This window comes from Staphylococcus caprae (genome assembly GCF_003966625.1).
Classification (GTDB): Bacteria; Bacillota; Bacilli; order Staphylococcales; family Staphylococcaceae; genus Staphylococcus; species Staphylococcus caprae.
The window spans coordinates 2,151,044-2,172,230 of sequence record NZ_AP018587.1 but is presented as its reverse complement, the minus strand read 5'-3'; the positions used below and the strand labels follow the sequence as shown (position 1 = coordinate 2,172,230).

The window sequence follows — 21,187 nt, the reverse complement described above, 5'->3', positions numbered from 1 at the left end:
TATAGTTAAGGATTACCAATATTCGAGGTTAAAGGAGAGATGACTATGATTAGATTTGAAATTCATGGAGATAACCTCACTATCACAGATGCTATTCGCAACTATATTGAGGAAAAAATTGGTAAGTTGGAGCGTTATTTTAACAATGTGCCTAATGCAGTCGCACACGTTAAAGTTAAAACTTATTCTAACTCAGCTACTAAAATTGAAGTCACTATTCCATTAAAAGACGTTACATTAAGAGCTGAAGAAAGACACGATGATTTATACGCTGGCATTGATTTAATTACAAACAAATTAGAACGTCAAGTACGTAAATATAAAACACGTGTAAATCGTAAACATAGAGATCGTGGAGATCAAGAAGTCTTTGTAGCTGAAGTCCAGGAAGCTACACCCGAAGAAGTTAGTGGTGCCGAAGAACCTGATAATGACAGCGATATTGAAATTATCCGTTCAAAACAATTTAGTTTAAAACCTATGGACTCTGAAGAGGCAGTATTACAAATGAACTTATTAGGACATGATTTCTTTATCTTTACGGATAGAGAAACAGATGGTACAAGTATTGTTTATCGTCGTAAAGATGGTAAATATGGATTGATTGAAACAACTGAATAATTATAATTTGAAATTGATATATAATTCTGTAGCTCGTCTACAGTTAGTTTGATGAGAGAGGTTTCTATTTAATCGAATAGAAACCTCTCTTTTTTATATTTTATAGATAACTCATAACGATTCATTCCATTATTACGAGAATACAAACTTTAATTGCAAAATATAAATAAGTATTAAGGTATCGAATTAGCGAATTAGCGAATTTCAAAAGGACATAAATATTTCACTTTTAAAGAAATAAAACACTTGACTTTTGACAGCTTTTAATAGATATTATTAATATAAATATTTTATATTCTTTTTTAAAAGTTTAAATATAATTTGAAAGGAGTGTCACTTATGTTAAAAGCTTTTTCCCTAGTTTCAACAGCATCTATCGCTTTAATGTCACTGTCGCTTTTTTATGCCCCTGATACCAATGCCAAAGGTTTATCTCATGAAAAATCAGAATTTTCAGCAAATGTACAAAAACCAACTAGCTCTCAATCGAGTACTCAAGCTAACGCTTTAAAAAAAGTTAATGAAAAGAATTTAACTAGTAATCCAGATGACCCATCTCTCCCTAAAGATTCAAAGGTAAATAGGTACATAATTGAAAATCATCTCCAACATTCAAAGATTGTGAAAGATCCACGAATGAATAACCTCCCTAAAAACCCATATAAATTTAAATCGTATATTGGTATTGTGATTCATGAAGTAGGTGAAGACCATCGTTCATTACAAGACTGGGTAGATCAAATGTATAGAACGTTCGATAGAGCATTTGTACATGCATTTGTAGATAATAATGAAATTCATATTACTGCACCTTCTGAATACTATGTATGGGGGGCGGGCGCAAAAGCTAATCCGTACTTTTATCAAATAGAACTTGTACGTCAGTATACATTTGAAGACTTTGCTAAATCTGTAAATAATCAAGCGTGGCTTGCTGCGTACATGTTAAAACAAAATGGTATTAAACCAACACTTGCAGATGACAATGAAGGCATAGGCTCTATCATTAGTCATAACGCAGTTTCTCAATATTGGGGTGGTACAGACCATGTTGACCCAATAGAGTATTATGCAAGATGGGGTTATGATATGCATCAATTATTCGAACTCGTAAAATATCACTACGACAATATCCCAGGATAAATTCAAAGAGAGAATTTCCAGAAGAATTTGAACACGTATTAAGAATACAAATTGAATCTAAATTTCATATGCTCCCTTCTGAAGTAGACATTGTATAAATGGAAACTTAGGAGGGGGTTATTTTATGTGAAATAGATATTAAAATAAATGATTGTGGTTAGCTCAAATCAACATTTATAGATATCGATTTGAATTATGAAACGCTTTATCAGTGTAGTCTCTTTTTTATGATTTAAATATAATTAATGGACACTAGAGATGACACAGTGCTATTGTGACTTGATGTTTAAAATAGAGGTAATTTCACTTTTTGTTACTCAAATATCATGTTTTATAATATATTCGAAAATTATTTATTTATGACAAGAAAAAATTGTTTCAACCGTGTTAAAATAAACATGTTGTCAATTTAAATAAATTGAATTGAAAGTATAATTAGGAAGAGTTTTAATTTAACTTTCTTATAGTAATTGAGAGTTTCATTTTCAGAGGAATAAAATTGTTAAAGTATAACTTTCAAGTTACCAATCGTATGAGTATATAAGTATAATTTTAATGGGATAAATGATAAGATAAATTGTTGTAAGCCAAACAGTTTTAGCTAAAGGAGCGACGCATGTAATGGGATTTTTATCGAAAATTGTTGACGGCAATAAAAAAGAAACGAAACGCTTAGGAAAATTAGCAGACAAAGTACTCGCATTAGAGGAAGATACTGCTTTATTAACTGATGAAGAAATTCGTGAAAAAACGAAAGCGTTCCAAAAAGAATTATCAGAAATTGAAGATGTTAAAAAACAAAATGATTATTTAGATAAGATTTTACCAGAAGCATATGCACTTGTGCGTGAAGGATCAAAACGTGTATTCAATATGATTCCGTATAAAGTACAGGTCATGGGTGGTATCGCGATTCATAAAGGCGATATTGCTGAAATGAGAACAGGGGAAGGTAAAACATTAACAGCTACAATGCCTACGTATTTAAATGCGTTAGCTGGACGTGGCGTTCATGTCATTACTGTCAATGAATATTTGGCAAGTTTTCAAAGTGAAGAAATGGCTGAACTATATAATTTCTTAGGTTTATCTGTAGGACTTAACTTAAATAGTAAATCTACTGAAGAGAAACGTGAAGCTTACGCTCAAGATATTACCTACAGTACAAATAACGAACTTGGTTTCGATTATTTAAGAGATAACATGGTGAACTATGCTGAAGAAAGAGTCATGCGTCCATTACATTTTGCAATCATTGATGAGGTTGACTCCATTTTAATCGATGAAGCAAGAACACCTCTGATTATTTCAGGAGAGGCTGAAAAGTCTACTTCTTTATACACGCAAGCGAATGTTTTCGCTAAAATGCTTAAAGCAGAAGATGATTATAATTTTGATGAAAAAACAAAAGCAGTTCATTTAACTGAACAAGGCGCTGACAAAGCTGAACGTATGTTTAAAGTAGACAATTTATACGACGTTCAAAATGTTGAGGTCATTAGCCATATTAATACGGCTTTACGTGCGCATGTAACGTTACAACGTGACGTCGATTACATGGTTGTTGATGGCGAAGTATTAATCGTTGACCAATTTACAGGTCGTACGATGCCGGGTCGTCGTTTCTCTGAAGGATTACACCAAGCTATCGAAGCTAAAGAAGGCGTAACTATTCAAAATGAATCTAAGACAATGGCATCTATTACGTTCCAAAACTATTTCAGAATGTATAACAAATTAGCAGGTATGACAGGTACAGCTAAAACGGAAGAAGAAGAGTTCCGTAATATCTACAATATGACAGTTACTCAAATTCCTACTAATAAACCTGTTCAACGTGTGGATAAATCAGACCTTATTTATATCAGTCAAAAAGGTAAATTTGATGCAGTTGTAGAAGATGTTGTCGATAAACACAAAAAAGGACAACCTGTTTTACTTGGTACAGTTGCAGTTGAAACGTCAGAATATATTTCTAATTTACTTAAAAAACGTGGTATCAGACATGATGTATTAAACGCGAAAAACCATGAACGTGAAGCGGAAATTGTTGCTAATGCAGGTCAAAAAGGCGCTGTTACAATTGCAACAAACATGGCAGGTCGTGGTACTGATATCAAACTTGGCGATGGCGTAGAAGAATTAGGCGGCCTTGCAGTTATAGGTACTGAGCGACACGAATCACGTCGTATCGATGACCAATTACGTGGTCGTTCTGGACGTCAAGGTGATAGAGGTGACAGTCGATTCTACCTCTCATTACAAGACGAATTAATGGTACGTTTCGGCTCTGAACGTCTTCAAAAAATGATGAATCGTTTAGGTATGGATGATTCTACGCCAATTGAATCTAGAATGGTTTCAAGAGCGGTTGAATCAGCTCAAAAACGTGTTGAAGGTAACAACTTCGATGCGCGTAAACGTATCCTTGAATATGACGAAGTCTTACGTAAACAACGTGAAATTATCTATAATGAACGTAACGAAATTATCGACAGTGAGAATAGTTCACAAGTTGTCGATGCTATGCTTCGTTCAACATTACAACGTGCGATCAATTATCATATTCACGAAGATGACGATAATCCGGATTATGCTCCATTCATTAACTATGTGAATGATGTCTTTTTACAAGAAGGCGAGCTAACGGATTCTGAACTCAAAGGTAAAGATTCTGAAGATATCTTTGAAGTGGTTTGGGCTAAAATAGAAAAAGCCTATGCCAAACAGAAAGAAACTTTAGGCGATCAAATGAATGAATTTGAACGTATGATATTATTACGCTCAATCGATAGTCACTGGACTGACCATATCGATACGATGGATCAGTTGCGTCAAGGTATACACTTACGTTCATATGCACAACAAAACCCACTTCGTGATTATCAAAATGAAGGTCATGAATTATTTGATATGATGATGCAAAATATCGAAGAAGATACATGTAAATATATCTTGAAATCTGTTGTTCAATTCGAAGATGATATTGAACGTGAGAAAACGAAAGACTTAGGTGAAGCTAAGCACGTCACAGCAGAAGATGGTAAAGAAAAAGTAAAACCTCAACCTATTGTCAAAGGTGATCAAGTAGGACGTAATGATCCTTGTCCATGTGGCAGTGGTAAAAAATATAAAAATTGCCATGGTCAAGCATAATTGAAAAATAAGTTATATATAGTAGGGAGGCTGGGACATCATTTATTGTCTTAGCCTTCTTAACATATGAAGTAAATGTACTAAATTGAAAGTGGGACTATATCAAGCTTCTTTCAACCTCTAGACATCCTTGTTGGCGAGGCTCTCACATAGAGAAATTTTTAAGAAATTTTGCCAATAAGACAAGGTGGTGGGAGACAAGTAAATTTATTTTGCTCAATGATTCTTCTTTCACACTTCATTTATTATTGTTGTTTTTAAAATGTGATTGCATATATTAAAGTTGTTGCCTTAATTTTCAAAAATATGAATTTCATGTATGATGTAAATGATACGTGTATAAAACTGCTAAAGATTGTATTAATAGGAGAGAAAATCAATGGAATTATCAGAAATTAAACGTAATATTGATGAATATCAGAATAACCTTAACCAAATTAGGGGGTCTCTTTGACTTAGAAAATAAAGAGACAAATATTCAAGAATATGAAGAAATGATGGCAGATCCAGGATTCTGGGATGATCAAAATAAAGCACAAGATATTATCGATAAAAATAATGCATTGAAATCTATCGTCAATGGTTATCATGATTTAGCCAATGAAGTTGAAGATATGAGTGCGACAAGAGAATTGCTTCAAGAAGAATATGATGAAGATATGAAAGCAGAACTTGAAGAGGAAGTTATCCAATTTAAAGAGAAAATGGATCAATATGAGTTGCAATTATTACTTGATGGACCGCATGATGCGAATAATGCGATTCTTGAACTTCACCCTGGTGCTGGCGGTACAGAATCTCAAGATTGGGCGAGCATGTTATTAAGAATGTATCAGAGATATGGTGAACAAAAAGGCTTTAAAGTTGAAACAGTTGATTACCTTCCAGGAGATGAAGCTGGAGTAAAGAGTGTGACACTGTTAATTAAAGGTCACAATGCATATGGCTATTTGAAAGCTGAAAAGGGTGTTCATCGATTAGTAAGAATTTCTCCATTCGATTCTTCAGGTAGACGTCATACATCTTTTGCATCTTGTGATGTAATTCCTGATTTTGATAATGATGAAATTGAAATAGAAATTAATCCGGATGATATTACAGTAGATACATTTAGAGCTTCGGGTGCAGGCGGTCAACATATTAATAAAACAGAGTCTGCGATTAGAATTACGCACCATCCAACTGGTATCGTCGTTAATAACCAAAATGAGCGGTCCCAAATTAAGAACCGTGAAGCCGCAATGAAGATGTTGAAATCGAAGTTGTATCAACTTAAGTTGGAAGAACAAGAACGTGAGATGGCTGAAATTCGTGGTGAACAAAAAGAAATAGGTTGGGGCAGTCAGATTCGCTCATACGTGTTCCATCCATATTCAATGGTTAAAGATCACCGCACAAATGAAGAAACAGGTAAGGTTGATGCTGTAATGGATGGCGAAATCGAGCCATTTATTGAAGCATATTTAAGAAAAGAAATGGATAATCAAGATTCATAATTTAAATATCACCTCATTTATTAGTTATTTATTGCTAGTAAATGAGGTTTTTTCTTGTCAGGAACATGTTCGAATGGATAGTTAGAGATATTTAATTTTAAATAATAATATGTAGTTTGCAACTTATAATGTTACTAGAGCGTTTTGTTTATTCTCAAAAGTAACCCTTTACACCTTTATGATAGTAATAGTTAGCCACATTTATGTAGGTAACATGATGAAATTTACTTTTTAACTGTTATATTACATCGCTATAACAATACACTTTTCAAAAAGGCATTGTGCTATATTAAGACTTGTAAATTTAGAACAAACTAGCAAAGGAATGACAACTAGATGAAAAAATCGCTAACTGTAACTTTTAGTTCGATTGCAGCTTTTTTTGCAATCAACACTGCAGCTAACGCTCAAGAAACAGAGGCGTCTCAACAAGACGTAAATTCACCAGACGTTGTTTCAACGAATCAATCTAACTTAGGTGCTTATATCGTAAAAGCAGGAGATTGCTTATATAATATTGCTTTAGACCACGGTATTACTTTAGATCAATTATATGCATTAAACCCAGGTATTCAACCACTTATTTTCCCTGGAGATAAAATCGTAGTTTCTGAAAATGCAGCAACTGCTCAATATCATGTGACTTCTACAGAAAGTAATGAAACACCAGTTTCTCAAGCATCTTTTGAATCTACAGCAACAGATGAATCAGGCGTAACATATGAAAATTATGAAACACCAATTAATGTTTCACAAACATCATATGATGGCTTAAAAGGTATCTCTAATGCAGGTAACCTCTATACTGATGGGCAATGTACTTACTATGCATTTAATCGTCGTGCTGAATTAGGTAAACCAATTGGTAGTTTATGGGGAAATGCTAGCAACTGGGCAGCATCTGCAAGCCAAGCTGGTTTCAATGTTAATAACACACCTGAAGTCGGTGCAATCTTCCAAAGTGGACCAGGACAAAATGGTGCTGGTGCATATGGTCACGTAGGTGTAGTTGAGTCAGTAAATCCTAACGGTACATTAACTGTTTCAGAAATGAACTGGAACGGTGGAGTCAACGTTAAATCATATAGAACAATCTATAACCCTGGTTCATATAGTTATATTCACTAATCCATCATTTGAAATTAAGAAGTGGGACAGAAATATAATTTTGTAAAAATAATTTCGGTCTCCCGCACCCAACTTGCATTGTTTGCAGAATTTCTTAAAAAAGAGAAGTTCACTATGTTGGGGCTCTGCCAACAAGGATGATTAGGATTGAAAGAAGCTTGATATCAGTGAACTTTCAATTCAGTCATCTACTATCAATATGTTAAAGGAAGCTGAGATCATTATCTTGGCTTCTTTTTTGTTGAAAATAAATCTATAAAATATGAATTTACTTTCAATAATGAGATTGATTGATATAATAACTATAAGTAAAATATCTGCTTTATAAATATTATTTGTCAATAAGCGATAACTATAAAAATTAAACTAAGTTCGTGTATGAGGAGGTATCGTGATATGGGCGTACATCAATACTTTAAAAGACTTTCAGATTTAGAAAAATTAATAAGATTGCCAGGAAAATTTAAATACTTTGAGCATAATGTGGCGGCTCACTCCTTCAAAGTAACTAAAATTGCACAGTATTTAGCAACGGTTGAAGAATATCATGGCAATGAAATCAACTGGAAAAGTCTGTATGAAAAAGCGCTGAATCACGATTTTGCAGAAGTTTTTACAGGAGACATCAAGACGCCCGTTAAATATGCGAGTAGAGAACTGAAGAAATTGTTCTCTCAAGTCGAGGAAGAAATGGTAGATACTTTTATCAAAGAAGAAATTCCTGAACAATATCAAAACGTTTACCGAGAACGACTTCAAGAAGGTAAAGATGACTCCTTAGAAGGACAAATACTTTCAGTAGCAGATAAGATTGATTTATTATATGAAACATTTGGAGAAATTCAAAAACGTAATCCGGAGCCTTTATTTTTCGAAATTTATGAAATGAGTTTAGAAACAATCATTCAATTTGACCACCTACATTCAGTTAAAGACTTTATAGATAATGTTATTCCCGAGATGTTAACTGAAAACTTTATTCCTAGAACTGAATTGCGTGAAACTACTATGACAATTTTAAATAGAAGAAATGGGTGACGATAATGATTTGGTATGCATGTGCCGCCTTTTTTCCTTGTATTTTAGTCGTGCTATTTAGCGTTGTAACGAGAAGTAAATGGATTGGCACACTATTAACACTTATATTAATAGGAACATCTATCTATAAAGGATTTTTCCATAATGAATGGATTATTTTTATAGATGTCGTAAGTCTATTGGCAGGCTATTTGATTATAGATAAATTAAAGTTTCATAAGAACCAAGAAGATTCTCGATAGGATAATATGAATCGTAAAATAACTAAACATATCTTTTGAAGGTTTAAGAAGAATGTTTTATAGTATATTTACACATTAAAGACTTAAATTGAATAACTTTTTTAAACAAGCATAGTGCATCGCTATGTTTGTTTTTATTTTGAAAATAATCAATGATAAGCGAACAAATGTTTGCTTTAGAAGATATAAATTTGTTAAAATAGAACATAAATAAAACGTGAAAATTCAGTTCATAAACATGCATGTTAAACTAAATATAAGCGATAAATAAATAGGAGGCGTATGTCAGAATGGTCGAACACGTTCCATTTAAGTTGAATTCTGAATTCGAACCACAAGGAGATCAACCACAAGCAATACAAAAGATTGTTGATGGAGTAAATGAGGGGAAACGCCATCAAACGTTATTAGGGGCTACAGGAACTGGTAAAACATTCACCATGAGCAACGTGATCAAAGAGGTTGGTAAACCTACATTAATCATTGCACATAACAAAACATTAGCTGGACAACTTTACAGTGAGTTTAAAGAGTTCTTCCCTGAAAATAGAGTAGAATATTTCGTCAGTTATTATGACTATTATCAACCAGAAGCATATGTACCATCAACTGACACTTTCATCGAAAAAGACGCCTCAATTAACGATGAAATTGACCAATTACGTCACTCCGCTACAAGTGCGTTATTTGAGCGTGATGACGTCATTATTATTGCCAGCGTAAGTTGTATTTACGGCTTAGGTAATCCAGAAGAATATAAAGACTTAGTCGTAAGTGTGCGCGTAGGAATGGAAATGGACCGTAGTGAACTTTTAAGAAAGTTAGTCGATGTCCAATATACACGGAATGACATTGATTTCCAACGTGGTACGTTTAGAGTGCGAGGAGATGTTGTTGAAATATTCCCTGCATCTAGAGAAGAAATGTGTATTCGTGTTGAATTCTTCGGTGATGAAGTTGACCGAATTAGAGAAGTTAATTACTTAACAGGAGAAGTCATTCGCGAACGTGAACATTTTGCAATTTTCCCAGCTTCTCACTTCGTAACTCGAGAAGAAAAAATGAAAGTAGCAATTGAACGTATTGAAAAAGAATTAGAAGAACGATTAAAAGAATTACGTGATGAAAATAAATTATTGGAAGCTCAAAGACTTGAACAACGTACAAATTATGACTTAGAAATGATGAGAGAAATGGGCTTCTGTTCAGGAATCGAGAACTATTCAGTTCACCTTACTTTAAGACCTTTAGGTTCTACACCATACACGTTACTTGATTATTTCGGAGACGATTGGCTTGTAATGATTGATGAATCACACGTTACGTTACCGCAGATTCGTGGTATGTATAACGGTGACAGAGCACGTAAACAAGTACTTGTAGATCATGGTTTCCGTTTACCAAGCGCGCTAGATAACCGCCCACTTAAATTTGAAGAGTTTGAAGATAAAACAAAACAATTAGTGTATGTATCTGCAACACCAGGACCATATGAGTTAGAACATACTGATGAGATGGTAGAACAAATTATCCGTCCAACAGGATTACTTGATCCTAAAGTGGATGTTCGACCAACTGAAAATCAAATTGATGACCTATTAAGTGAAATCCAAGAACGTGTAGAGCGAAACGAACGCGTCTTAGTTACAACATTAACTAAAAAGATGAGTGAAGATTTAACCACATACATGAAAGAAGCGGGAATTAAAGTGAATTACCTTCACTCTGAGATTAAAACATTGGAAAGAATTGAGATTATTCGTGACTTGCGAATGGGCACATATGATGCAATTGTAGGTATTAACTTGCTAAGAGAGGGTATTGATATACCTGAGGTTTCATTAGTAGTAATTCTTGATGCAGATAAAGAAGGATTTTTACGTTCAAATCGTTCACTTATCCAAACGATTGGTCGTGCTGCCCGTAATGATAAAGGTGAAGTTATTATGTATGCCGATAAAATCACTGATTCCATGCAATATGCAATTGATGAAACCCAAAGACGTCGGGATATACAAACGGCACATAATGAAAAATATGGTATCACACCACGAACAATTAACAAAAAAATACATGATGTCATTAGTGCTACAGTGGAAAGTGATGAAACGAACGAACAGAAACAAACAGAACTACCTAAGAAAATGACTAAAAAAGAAAGACAAAAAACAATCGAAAATATAGAAAAAGAAATGAAAAAAGCAGCTAAAGATTTAGACTTTGAAAAAGCAACAGAATTAAGAGATATGTTATTTGAATTAAAAGCAGAAGGGTGACGTTTAAATGAAAGGACCGTCTATAGTAGTTAAAGGAGCTCGTGCACACAACTTAAAAGGGGTAGACATTGAATTACCTAAGAATAAACTTATTGTCATGACCGGGCTTTCAGGGTCTGGTAAATCTTCCTTAGCGTTCGACACCATTTATGCTGAAGGTCAAAGACGCTATGTGGAATCGTTAAGTGCATATGCTCGTCAATTTTTAGGTCAAATGGATAAACCAGATGTAGATACAATTGAAGGTTTATCGCCTGCGATATCTATCGATCAAAAGACTACTAGTAAAAATCCTCGTTCAACTGTAGCTACAGTTACGGAGATTTATGACTATATTCGTCTACTATATGCTCGAGTTGGGAAGCCTTATTGTCCTTATCATGACATAGAAATTGAGTCGCAAACGGTTCAACAAATGGTGGACAGAATTTTAGAGCTTGAAGAACGCACTAAAATACAATTACTTGCCCCAGTTGTGTCCCATAGAAAAGGAACGCATGAAAAATTAATTGAAGATATCGGCAAGAAGGGGTATGTACGTCTTCGTGTAGATGGAGAAATCGTAGATGTTAATGAAGTCCCAGAGTTAGATAAGAATAAAAATCACACAATAGAAGTCGTTGTAGACCGTTTAGTAGTTAAAGATGGTATAGAAACGCGTTTAGCTGATTCAATTGAAACAGCTTTAGAATTAGCTGAAGGAAATTTAACAGTTGATGTTATCGATGGAGAAGAACTCAAGTTCTCTGAGAACCATGCATGTCCTTTATGTGGATTTTCAATTGGTGAATTAGAACCTAGAATGTTTAGTTTTAATAGTCCATTCGGTGCTTGTCCCACTTGTGATGGCTTAGGTCAAAAGCTAACAGTAGACCTAGACTTAGTTGTGCCAGATAAAAATAAAACTTTAAATGAAGGTGCCATTGAACCATGGGAACCTACAAGCTCAGATTTCTATCCAACACTTTTAAAACGTGTGTGCGAAGTGTATCGAATTAACATGGATAAACCTTATAAGAAACTGACAGATAGACAAAAAGATATTTTAATGAACGGTTCTGGTGATAAGGAGATAGAGTTCACTTTCAAACAACGAAATGGCGGAACACGTAAACGTACAATGGTGTTTGAAGGTGTTGTTCCTAACGTTAATCGTCGTTATCATGAATCACCTTCAGAATATACACGTGAAATGATGAGTAAATATATGACAGAATTACCATGTGAAACATGTCATGGTAAACGTTTAAGCAAGGAAGCTTTATCAGTATATGTAGGCGGATTAAATATTGGCGAAGTTGTAGAATACTCAATTAAAAATGCTTTGAAATATTATGAAAACATTGAGTTGAGCGAACAAGATAGAGCGATTGCGAATCAAATTTTAAAAGAAATTATTTCAAGATTATCTTTCTTAAATAATGTAGGTTTAGAATATCTGACGCTAAATCGTTCGTCAGGTACTTTATCAGGTGGTGAAGCACAGCGAATTCGTCTTGCAACGCAAATAGGTTCAAGATTGACAGGTGTCTTGTATGTCTTAGATGAACCTTCCATTGGTTTGCATCAAAGAGATAATGATCGCTTAATTAATACTTTAAAAGAAATGCGTGATTTAGGTAATACACTTATCGTTGTAGAACATGATGATGATACGATGAGAGCTGCAGATTATTTAGTTGATGTTGGACCAGGCGCTGGTAATCATGGTGGAGAAATCGTATCAAGTGGTACACCATCTAAAGTAATGAAGGATAAAAAATCTTTAACAGGTCAATATTTAAGTGGTAAAAAACGTATCGATGTACCCGAACATAGAAGAGAAATAACAGATAAGAAAATTAGTATTCAAGGCGCACGTAGCAACAACCTTAAAGATGTTAATATTGATTTTCCGCTTTCAGTTATGACAGTAGTTACTGGCGTATCAGGATCAGGTAAAAGTTCACTAGTAAATGAAATTTTATATAAATCTCTTGCTCAAAAAATTAATAAATCCAAAGTTAAACCTGGAGATTATGACAAAATTGATGGTATCGATCATTTAGATAAAATTATTGATATCGATCAATCTCCAATCGGTAGAACGCCTCGTTCGAATCCTGCTACTTATACTGGTGTATTTGATGACATTCGCGATGTTTTTGCGCAAACAAATGAAGCGAAAATACGTGGATATCAAAAAGGAAGATTTAGTTTTAACGTAAAAGGTGGCCGTTGTGAAGCTTGTAAAGGTGACGGCATCATTAAAATAGAAATGCATTTCTTACCTGACGTATACGTTCCATGTGAAGTTTGTGATGGTAAACGTTATAATCGTGAAACTTTAGAAGTCACTTACAAAGGTAAAAATATTGCAGATGTTTTAGAAATGACGGTTGAAGAAGCAACACACTTTTTCGAAAATATACCTAAAATTAAGAGAAAACTACAAACACTAGTAGATGTAGGACTTGGCTATATAACTTTAGGACAACAAGCAACAACACTTTCAGGTGGTGAAGCACAACGTGTGAAACTTGCATCTGAATTGCATAAACGTTCAACAGGTCGTTCAATTTATATTCTTGATGAACCTACGACAGGTTTACACGTGGATGATATCAGTCGCTTGTTGAAAGTGTTAAATCGTTTAGTGGAAAATGGAGATACCGTCGTAATTATTGAACATAACCTTGATGTCATTAAGACGGCAGATCATATCATTGACCTTGGACCTGAAGGCGGTGATGGCGGTGGTACCATTGTTGCTACCGGTACACCTGAAGAAATAGCACAAAACGAAGATTCTTATACTGGAAAGTACTTGAAACCAGTATTAGAAAGAGACAGTGTTGAATAATTTAGTTCATATAATAAACTTGGAATAGAATGACTAAAGAGAGACTAGAATGCAATGAAATGTTTCTTACAAAGTAGCCAGTTTAACAACTCAAACTTTGAAGGGGCATGAACCACAAATGCGTTTTAGTCTCTCTTATTTTTAATATGAAGATAAACATCGATTTAAGTCAGAGACGCTTTGACACTTTTATGAGTCATTCATTGTAACTTGTTCAATGCTTCATTTTCAAAAAGCAAAAGAATTTGTGACTTAAAATGTTCAAGTTAATAGTCATTTAAGAATGTTTTATATTTTAAAGCATCATTTTAATATAGATTGTGAGTTTATTTTTGATATGATAATAGAATAGAGAATAGAAATGAAGGGATATTGAAAATTGAGGTGAACCCATGTTAACAACAGAAAGATTGGTTAATACGCTTAATTTAGAAGTAATTGCCGGTGAACAAGGTTTAGATAGACCAATAAAGAATACAGACATTTCACGTCCAGGTTTAGAAATGGCAGGTTATTTCTCTCATTATGCTTCTGATAGAATTCAATTATTAGGAACTACAGAGCTATCATTTTATAACTTACTTCCTGATGAAGAAAAAGAAGGAAGAATGAGAAAATTGTGCCGACCAGAAACGCCCGCAATTATTGTTACGCGTGGATTAACTCCCCCTGAAGAATTAGTGAATGCTGCTAAAGAATTACATACACCGATTATCATAGCGAAAGATGCCACAACAAGTTTAATGAGTCGATTAACTACATTTTTAGAACATGAATTGGCTAAAACAACATCTCTCCATGGTGTGCTTGTAGATGTTTATGGCGTTGGTGTACTCATTACAGGTGATTCTGGTATAGGGAAAAGTGAAACAGCATTAGAGTTAGTGAAACGTGGTCATAGACTAGTTGCTGATGATAATGTTGAAATCAAAGAAATTACTAAAGATGAATTAATAGGAAAGCCACCTAAGTTAATCGAACATTTACTAGAGATTCGTGGTCTCGGCATAATCAATGTTATGACACTTTTCGGCGCAGGGTCTATTCTCACTGAAAAGCAAATCCGCTTAAATATTAATTTAGAAAATTGGAATAAAGATAAATTATATGATCGCGTAGGGCTAAACGAAGAAACCCTAAAGATTCTAGATACTGAAATTACTAAAAAGACAATCCCTGTTAGACCAGGTCGTAACGTCGCAGTCATCATTGAAGTTGCTGCAATGAACTATCGTCTTAATATCATGGGGATTAATACAGCAGAAGAATTTAGCGAACGACTAAATGAAGAGATTGTTCGCAATAGTCATAAAAGTGAGGAGTAATATGAAATGGGTTTAACGCTAGGTTATATCGATCCAGTTGCCTTTAACATTGGACCTATCCATGTTCGTTGGTATGGCATCATTATTGCTTGTGGCATCTTATTAGGTTATTTTATTGCGCAAGCCGCACTTAAGAATGTAGGGTTACATAAAGATACTTTAATAGATATCATATTTTATAGTGCCATTTTTGGTTTTATAGTAGCTAGATTGTATTTTGTTATTTTCCAATGGCCATATTACATGGAAAATCCAGGAGAGATACCTAAAATATGGCATGGAGGTATCGCCATCCATGGTGGTTTAATTGGTGGCTTTATCACAGGTATTATTGTATGTAGAACCAAAAATCTTCACCCTTTCCAAATTGGAGATATTGTTGCTCCAAGTATTATCTTGGCTCAAGGTATTGGCAGATGGGGAAACTTTATGAATCATGAAGCGCATGGCGGACCTGTTTCAAAAGCATTCCTCGAACACCTACATTTGCCTGATTTTATTATTAGAAACATGTACATCGATGGTCAGTATTATCATCCTACATTTTTATATGAGTCTCTTTGGGATGTGCTTGGGTTCATTATTTTAATCACATTAAGAAAACATTTGAAATTAGGGGAAACATTTTTCGGCTACCTTATTTGGTATTCTATTGGACGATTCTTTGTCGAGGGTTTGAGAACAGACAGTTTAATGCTTACAAGTCATATTCGAGTGGCACAACTTGTTTCAGTGATTCTTATCGTAATAAGTATTATTTTAATTATTTATAGAAGAATTAAGTATCAACCTTCAACATTTAAAAATGCTGGACCATTAACGTGGCCAGGCAAAAAGGTATAGTGGTTATATTGAGACGATTAAATAAAGAAAAATATCACAACGTTAATCCCTTATGGAAAATATATCAAATAGTGAAGTTTCCTAAAGTATTCAAACAGACGGTGATTATTGAAGTGTCGCGGTTTATACCAAGTATGAATTTCAAAAGTCATATATACCGTAAATTTTTAAAAATGACTGTGGGTCAAAACACAGCCTTTGCTTATAAAGTCTTACCTGACTTGTTTTATCCAGAGTTAATTTCTGTTGGCAATAACAGTGTTATTGGTTATAATACAACAATATTAACGCATGAGGTACTTGTCGACGAGTGGAGATATGGCAAAGTTCACATTGGCGACCACACTTTAATTGGCGCAAATGTGACGATATTGCCGGGTGTTAAAATAGGGAACCATGTAAAGATTGGAGCTGGTACCGTGATTACTAAAGATGTACCAGATGACAGTTTTGTATATGGTAATCCTATGCAAATTAAAGTTTATAAAGGAGGTGACAATTAATGGCACATGCAGACAATAAAATTATTCCAATGATTTTTGATGAAGCATTTTATCGTAAAATGGCTACGCAAAAGTGGCAACAACAAGACTATAAAAAAGCAGCGGACTATTATGAGAAAGTGCTTGAATTGTCACCTGAAGATTACGATATACAACTACATTATGCTCAATGTTTAACGAAATTAAACCTTGGGAGAAAGGCTGAGCACCTATTTTACGAGAATATTGTTAATGACTTTCATGTAGCAGATAGTTTTTATGAGCTCAGTCAATTAAATATAGAACTTAATGAACCAAACAAGGCGTTCTTGTTTGGTATTAATTATGTACTTTTAACAAATGACCAAGAATTTAGAGAAGTTCTTGAAAAAACATTCGAAGTGACGTATACAAGTGAGCACAAAATTGAATTAGAAGCTCAATTATTTACGACGCAACTATTATTCCAGTTTTTATTCTCTCAAGGAAGATTAACTGACGCACGTGCATATATTTTAAGCCAAGATGAACATATTCAATCTCATCGCGTCATTCGTAATTTACTTGCAATGTGTTACTTATATTTAAGTGAGTATGAAACAGCCAAAGAGATGTTTGAAGAATTACTGAGTGAAGATAACTCAGATGTTCATGCATTATGTCACTACACACTATTACTTTATAATACGAACGAAATGGATAAATATAAGAGATATCTTAAAATATTGAATAAAGTAGTTCCAATGAATGACGATGAAAGTTTTAAACTGGGTATTGTCCTAAGTTATTTAAAACAATATCAAGCATCTCAAAACTTACTTTATCCTCTATATAAAAAAGGTAAATTTTTATCCATTCAAATGTATAATGCATTGAGCTTTAACTTTTATTACCTAGGTAATAAAGATGAAAGTGTAGAATTTTGGAATAAACTATTACAAATTTCTAAAGTCGACGTAGGATATGCGCCGTGGGTGCTTGAAGAAAGTAAATCTGTTTTCAATCAACGAATACTCCCATTACTATTAGATGATGACAGTCATTATAGACTATATGGAATCTTTTTATTAAATCAACTCAATGGTAAAGAAATATTAATGACGGAAGAGATTTGGTCAATTCTTGAATCAATGAATGATTATGAAAAGCTATACCTTACTTATCTCGTGCAAGGATTGACGCTCAATAAATTAGATTTTATTCATAGAGGGATGTTAAAACTTTATAACCTAGAGAATTTGAAATATGATACAACATTATTTATTGAATGGATTGATCAAGCTGAGGCGATTATCTCTGAAAAGGTAGATTTAGCTGATGTAGATAGATACCTTGCCGCATTTGTATATATGTTCTATCGACATACGAACAATGCATTGACCAAAAAAGAAATAATTGATTATTTTGACGTGACACGCTATAAATTAGATAAAACGATTGAGTTTTTAATGAGCATTTAAATTTATGAAATAAATGGTATGGTATATAATGCGCATAATGATTAATAACTAGGAGGCATTTTAAAATGACTGAAGTAGATTTTGACGTAGCGATTATTGGTGCGGGGCCTGCCGGTATGACAGCAGCAGTGTATGCATCTCGTGCAAATTTAAAAACAGTTATGATTGAACGTGGTATGCCAGGTGGACAAATGGCTAATACTGAAGAAGTGGAAAACTTCCCAGGTTTTGAAATGATTACGGGTCCAGACTTATCTACTAAAATGTTTGAACACGCGAAAAAATTTGGAGCGGAATATCAATATGGTGATATTAAATCTATAGAAGATAAAGGTGATTATAAAGTTATCAACTTAGGTAACAAAGAAATCACAGCTCATGCAGTAGTTATTTCAACTGGAGCAGAATATAAAAAAATCGGTGTTCCTGGTGAACAAGAACTTGGTGGACGAGGCGTAAGTTACTGTGCTGTTTGTGATGGTGCCTTCTTTAAAAACAAACGCTTATTTGTTATCGGTGGCGGTGACTCAGCAGTCGAAGAAGGAACATTCTTAACTAAATTTGCTGATAAAGTCACAATTGTTCATAGAAGAGATGAGTTACGTGCGCAAAATATCTTACAAGAACGTGCTTTCAAAAATGAAAAAGTTGACTTTATTTGGAGCCATACGTTAAAAACAATCAATGAAAAAGATGGAAAAGTAGGATCAGTTACTTTAGAATCTACGAAAGACGGTTCTGAACAAACATACGATGCTGATGGCGTGTTTATTTATATCGGTATGAAACCATTAACAGCACCGTTTACTAATTTAGGAATTACTAACGACAATGGTTATATTGTGACTAAAGCTGATATGAGTACAAGCGTGCCTGGTATTTTTGCTGCTGGGGACGTTCGTGATAAAGGCTTACGTCAGATTGTAACTGCAACAGGAGACGGTAGTATTGCTGCGCAAAGTGCGGCTGACTATATCACAGAGCTCAAAGATAAACTTGAAGCGTAATTTTTTAAATATGAAAGTACATTCCTTTGGATATACGAGTGTGATAAGATTATTTTAATAGAATCAACGATAGACTGAAGAATTGAATTGGCGGTGACTTTTAAAATGAAAAACAACGAAAATGAAATAGGCAAAAGTGAATTATTAGTTGTTACAGGAATGTCTGGCGCGGGTAAATCATTAGTGATTCAAAGTCTCGAAGATATGGGATTCTTCTGTGTAGACAACTTGCCACCGGTTTTGTTACCAAAATTTGTAGAATTGATGGAGCAGGGTAATCCCTCTTTACAAAAAGTGGCGATTGCCATTGATTTGAGAGGGAAAGAACTTTTCAAATCATTAATTAAAGAGATAGACATTATCAAAAGTCGTAATGATGTCATCTTGGATGTCATGTTTTTAGAAGCGAAAACGGAAAAACTCATTTCGCGTTATAAAGAATCTAGAAGAGCACATCCATTAAATGAACAAGGGCAACGCTCACTTATAGAAGCTATCAATGAAGAGCGTAAACATCTTTCTGAAATTAGAAGTATTGCGAATTATGTCATTGATACGACGCAATTAAAACCGAAAGAATTAAAGGAACGCATTAGTAAATTTTATCTGGATGATCATTTCGAAACATTTAGTATTAATGTAACAAGTTTTGGTTTTAAACATGGTATACAAATGGATGCTGATTTAGTCTTTGATGTGAGATTTTTACCTAATCCATATTATGTTAAAGAATTACGTCCACTGACGGGGCTTGATGAACCGGTGTATAACTATGTCATGAAGTGGAAAGAAACAGAAATCTTCTTTGATAAGTTGACTGACCTTTTAAAATTTATGATTCCAGGATATAAAAAAGAAGGGAAGTCACAGCTTGTTATTGCAATTGGTTGCACAGGTGGTCAACATCGTTCAGTTGCGCTAGCGAAACGTCTAGGCGAATATCTTGATGAGATTTTTGATTACAATGTTTATGTGCATCATAGAGATGCGCATATCGAAAGTGGAGATAAAATATGAAACAAATAAAAGTAGTACTTATAGGTGGAGGAACAGGTTTATCCGTTTTAGCTAGAGGGTTAAGAGAATTCCCCATAGATATTACTGCTATTGTAACTGTTGCTGATAACGGAGGTAGCACTGGGAAAATTAGAGATGTGATGGATATTCCTGCACCAGGTGATATTCGAAATGTCATTGCAGCTTTAAGTGATTCAGAGTCCATCCTTACTCAACTTTTCCAGTACCGTTTTGGAGAAAATCAAGTCGACGGGCATTCTTTAGGTAATTTAGTTATTGCCGGAATGACAAGTATTACGAATGATTTCGGGCATGCGATTAAAGAATTAAGTAAAGTTTTAAATATTAAAGGGCAAGTTATTCCATCTACAAACACAAGTGTTCAACTTAATGCAGTGATGGAAGATGGAGAAATTGTATGTGGTGAAACGAATATCCCAAATACGCATAAAAAAATTGACCGCGTATTCCTAGAACCTGGAGATGTCGAGCCGATGGAAGAAGCGGTAAATGCACTTGAACACGCTGATTTAATTGTGCTCGGTCCCGGTTCATTGTATACAAGTGTGATATCGAATCTATGTGTGAAGGGGATATCTGAAGCATTACTACGTTCCGAAGCACCTAAACTGTACGTTTCAAATGTGATGACACAACCAGGCGAGACAGATAATTATGATGTGAAAGAACATATTGATGCCCTTTGTCAGCAGGTTGGTCAAGATTTTGTAGACTTTGTCATTTGTAGTAATGAAAAATATAGCCAAGCTACCTTACGTCGTTATGAAGAACAAAATTCTAAACCAGTTAAAGTTAATAAAGAAGAGTTGAAAAAGAACGGAATAAGAGTTTTAACGGCTTCAAATTTAATTGAAGTTTCAGATACACATCTCGTACGCCATAATACTAAAGTTCTATCAAAAATGATATATGAATTGGCATTAGACTTAACTAGTACAATTCAATTTAATCCGAATCGTAAACGTTAATAGTATTGGCAATAGAAACGTTTATGATATGATAACTTACGTGTGTTTAATAATTAAAATTCATAATCTCTATGTCGACCATACATAGATTAAAATAGAGTTGATTTAGGAAGGAATGAGTG

The 21,187-nt window shown here is 34.1% G+C and carries 15 protein-coding genes and 1 pseudogene; all 16 read left to right on the top strand.

The window, feature by feature from the left end; genetic code table 11:
• Positions 1-45: 45 nt before the first annotated feature.
• The 16 genes and pseudogenes from hpf to JMUB898_RS10380 all read left to right on the top strand — a co-directional run bounded on the left by hpf (position 46) and on the right by JMUB898_RS10380 (position 21,065).
• The gene (hpf, locus tag JMUB898_RS10455; RefSeq protein WP_002441524.1) at positions 46-621 is read left to right on the top strand and encodes a ribosome hibernation-promoting factor, HPF/YfiA family; all 576 of its coding nucleotides are present in this window, start codon (positions 46-48) and stop codon (positions 619-621) included.
• Between the two features lie 339 nt (positions 622-960).
• Positions 961-1,764: a peptidoglycan recognition protein family protein gene (locus JMUB898_RS10450; RefSeq protein ID WP_002441526.1), complete on the top strand. Its 804-nt coding sequence runs from the start codon at positions 961-963 to the stop codon at positions 1,762-1,764.
• Positions 1,765-2,385: 621 nt separating this feature from the next.
• Positions 2,386-4,920 carry a preprotein translocase subunit SecA gene (gene secA, locus JMUB898_RS10445; protein WP_002441528.1) on the top strand — a complete coding sequence of 845 codons (2,535 nt, stop codon included), beginning with the start codon at positions 2,386-2,388 and terminating at the stop codon, positions 4,918-4,920.
• A gap of 379 nt (positions 4,921-5,299) precedes the next feature.
• Positions 5,300-6,416 (top strand): peptide chain release factor 2 gene (gene prfB, locus JMUB898_RS10440; RefSeq protein ID WP_103212275.1). Its coding sequence is split into 2 segments (ribosomal slippage): positions 5,300-5,371 and positions 5,373-6,416, totalling 1,116 coding nucleotides; the frame shifts between segments, so codons are not numbered across the junction.
• A 489-nt stretch (positions 6,417-6,905) separates the two neighbouring features.
• Positions 6,906-7,544, top strand: a pseudogene (locus tag JMUB898_RS10435) (CHAP domain-containing protein); the annotation flags it as partial.
• A 396-nt stretch (positions 7,545-7,940) separates the two neighbouring features.
• Positions 7,941-8,582, top strand: coding sequence for a YfbR-like 5'-deoxynucleotidase (locus JMUB898_RS10430; RefSeq protein WP_037541189.1), 642 nt, complete (start codon positions 7,941-7,943; stop codon positions 8,580-8,582).
• A gap of 5 nt (positions 8,583-8,587) precedes the next feature.
• Complete coding sequence (locus JMUB898_RS10425; RefSeq protein ID WP_002441536.1) at positions 8,588-8,824, top strand: CsbA family protein; 237 nt, start codon at positions 8,588-8,590, stop codon at positions 8,822-8,824.
• 290 nt (positions 8,825-9,114) lie between these two features.
• Positions 9,115-11,100 (top strand): excinuclease ABC subunit UvrB, encoded by a 1,986-nt coding sequence (gene uvrB / locus JMUB898_RS10420; RefSeq protein ID WP_002441539.1) that lies wholly within the window; start codon positions 9,115-9,117, stop codon positions 11,098-11,100.
• Between the two features lie 7 nt (positions 11,101-11,107).
• Entirely contained in the window at positions 11,108-13,942 is a 2,835-nt protein-coding gene (gene uvrA, locus JMUB898_RS10415; protein WP_002441540.1) for an excinuclease ABC subunit UvrA, read from the top strand.
• A gap of 392 nt (positions 13,943-14,334) precedes the next feature.
• Positions 14,335-15,267 (top strand): HPr(Ser) kinase/phosphatase, encoded by a 933-nt coding sequence (gene hprK, locus JMUB898_RS10410; RefSeq protein WP_002441542.1) that lies wholly within the window; start codon positions 14,335-14,337, stop codon positions 15,265-15,267.
• Positions 15,268-15,273: 6 nt separating this feature from the next.
• Positions 15,274-16,110 carry a prolipoprotein diacylglyceryl transferase gene (gene lgt, locus JMUB898_RS10405; protein ID WP_002441545.1) on the top strand — a complete coding sequence of 279 codons (837 nt, stop codon included), beginning with the start codon at positions 15,274-15,276 and terminating at the stop codon, positions 16,108-16,110.
• Positions 16,111-16,118: 8 nt separating this feature from the next.
• Positions 16,119-16,613, top strand: coding sequence for an acyltransferase (locus JMUB898_RS10400; protein WP_037541194.1), 495 nt, complete (start codon positions 16,119-16,121; stop codon positions 16,611-16,613).
• A complete protein-coding gene (locus JMUB898_RS10395; RefSeq protein ID WP_002441549.1) occupies positions 16,613-18,052 on the top strand; it encodes a tetratricopeptide repeat protein in 1,440 nt (479 codons plus the stop codon). The genes JMUB898_RS10400 and JMUB898_RS10395 overlap by 1 nt, the downstream gene beginning before the upstream one ends.
• A 44-nt stretch (positions 18,053-18,096) precedes the next feature.
• Positions 18,097-19,059, top strand: coding sequence for a thioredoxin-disulfide reductase (trxB, locus tag JMUB898_RS10390; protein WP_301280170.1), 963 nt, complete (start codon positions 18,097-18,099; stop codon positions 19,057-19,059).
• Between the two features lie 105 nt (positions 19,060-19,164).
• A complete protein-coding gene (rapZ, locus tag JMUB898_RS10385; RefSeq protein ID WP_002441553.1) occupies positions 19,165-20,076 on the top strand; it encodes an RNase adapter RapZ in 912 nt (303 codons plus the stop codon).
• Positions 20,073-21,065, top strand: coding sequence for a gluconeogenesis factor YvcK family protein (locus JMUB898_RS10380; RefSeq protein ID WP_002441556.1), 993 nt, complete (start codon positions 20,073-20,075; stop codon positions 21,063-21,065). The genes rapZ and JMUB898_RS10380 overlap by 4 nt, the downstream gene beginning before the upstream one ends.
• Positions 21,066-21,187 lie beyond the last annotated feature (122 nt).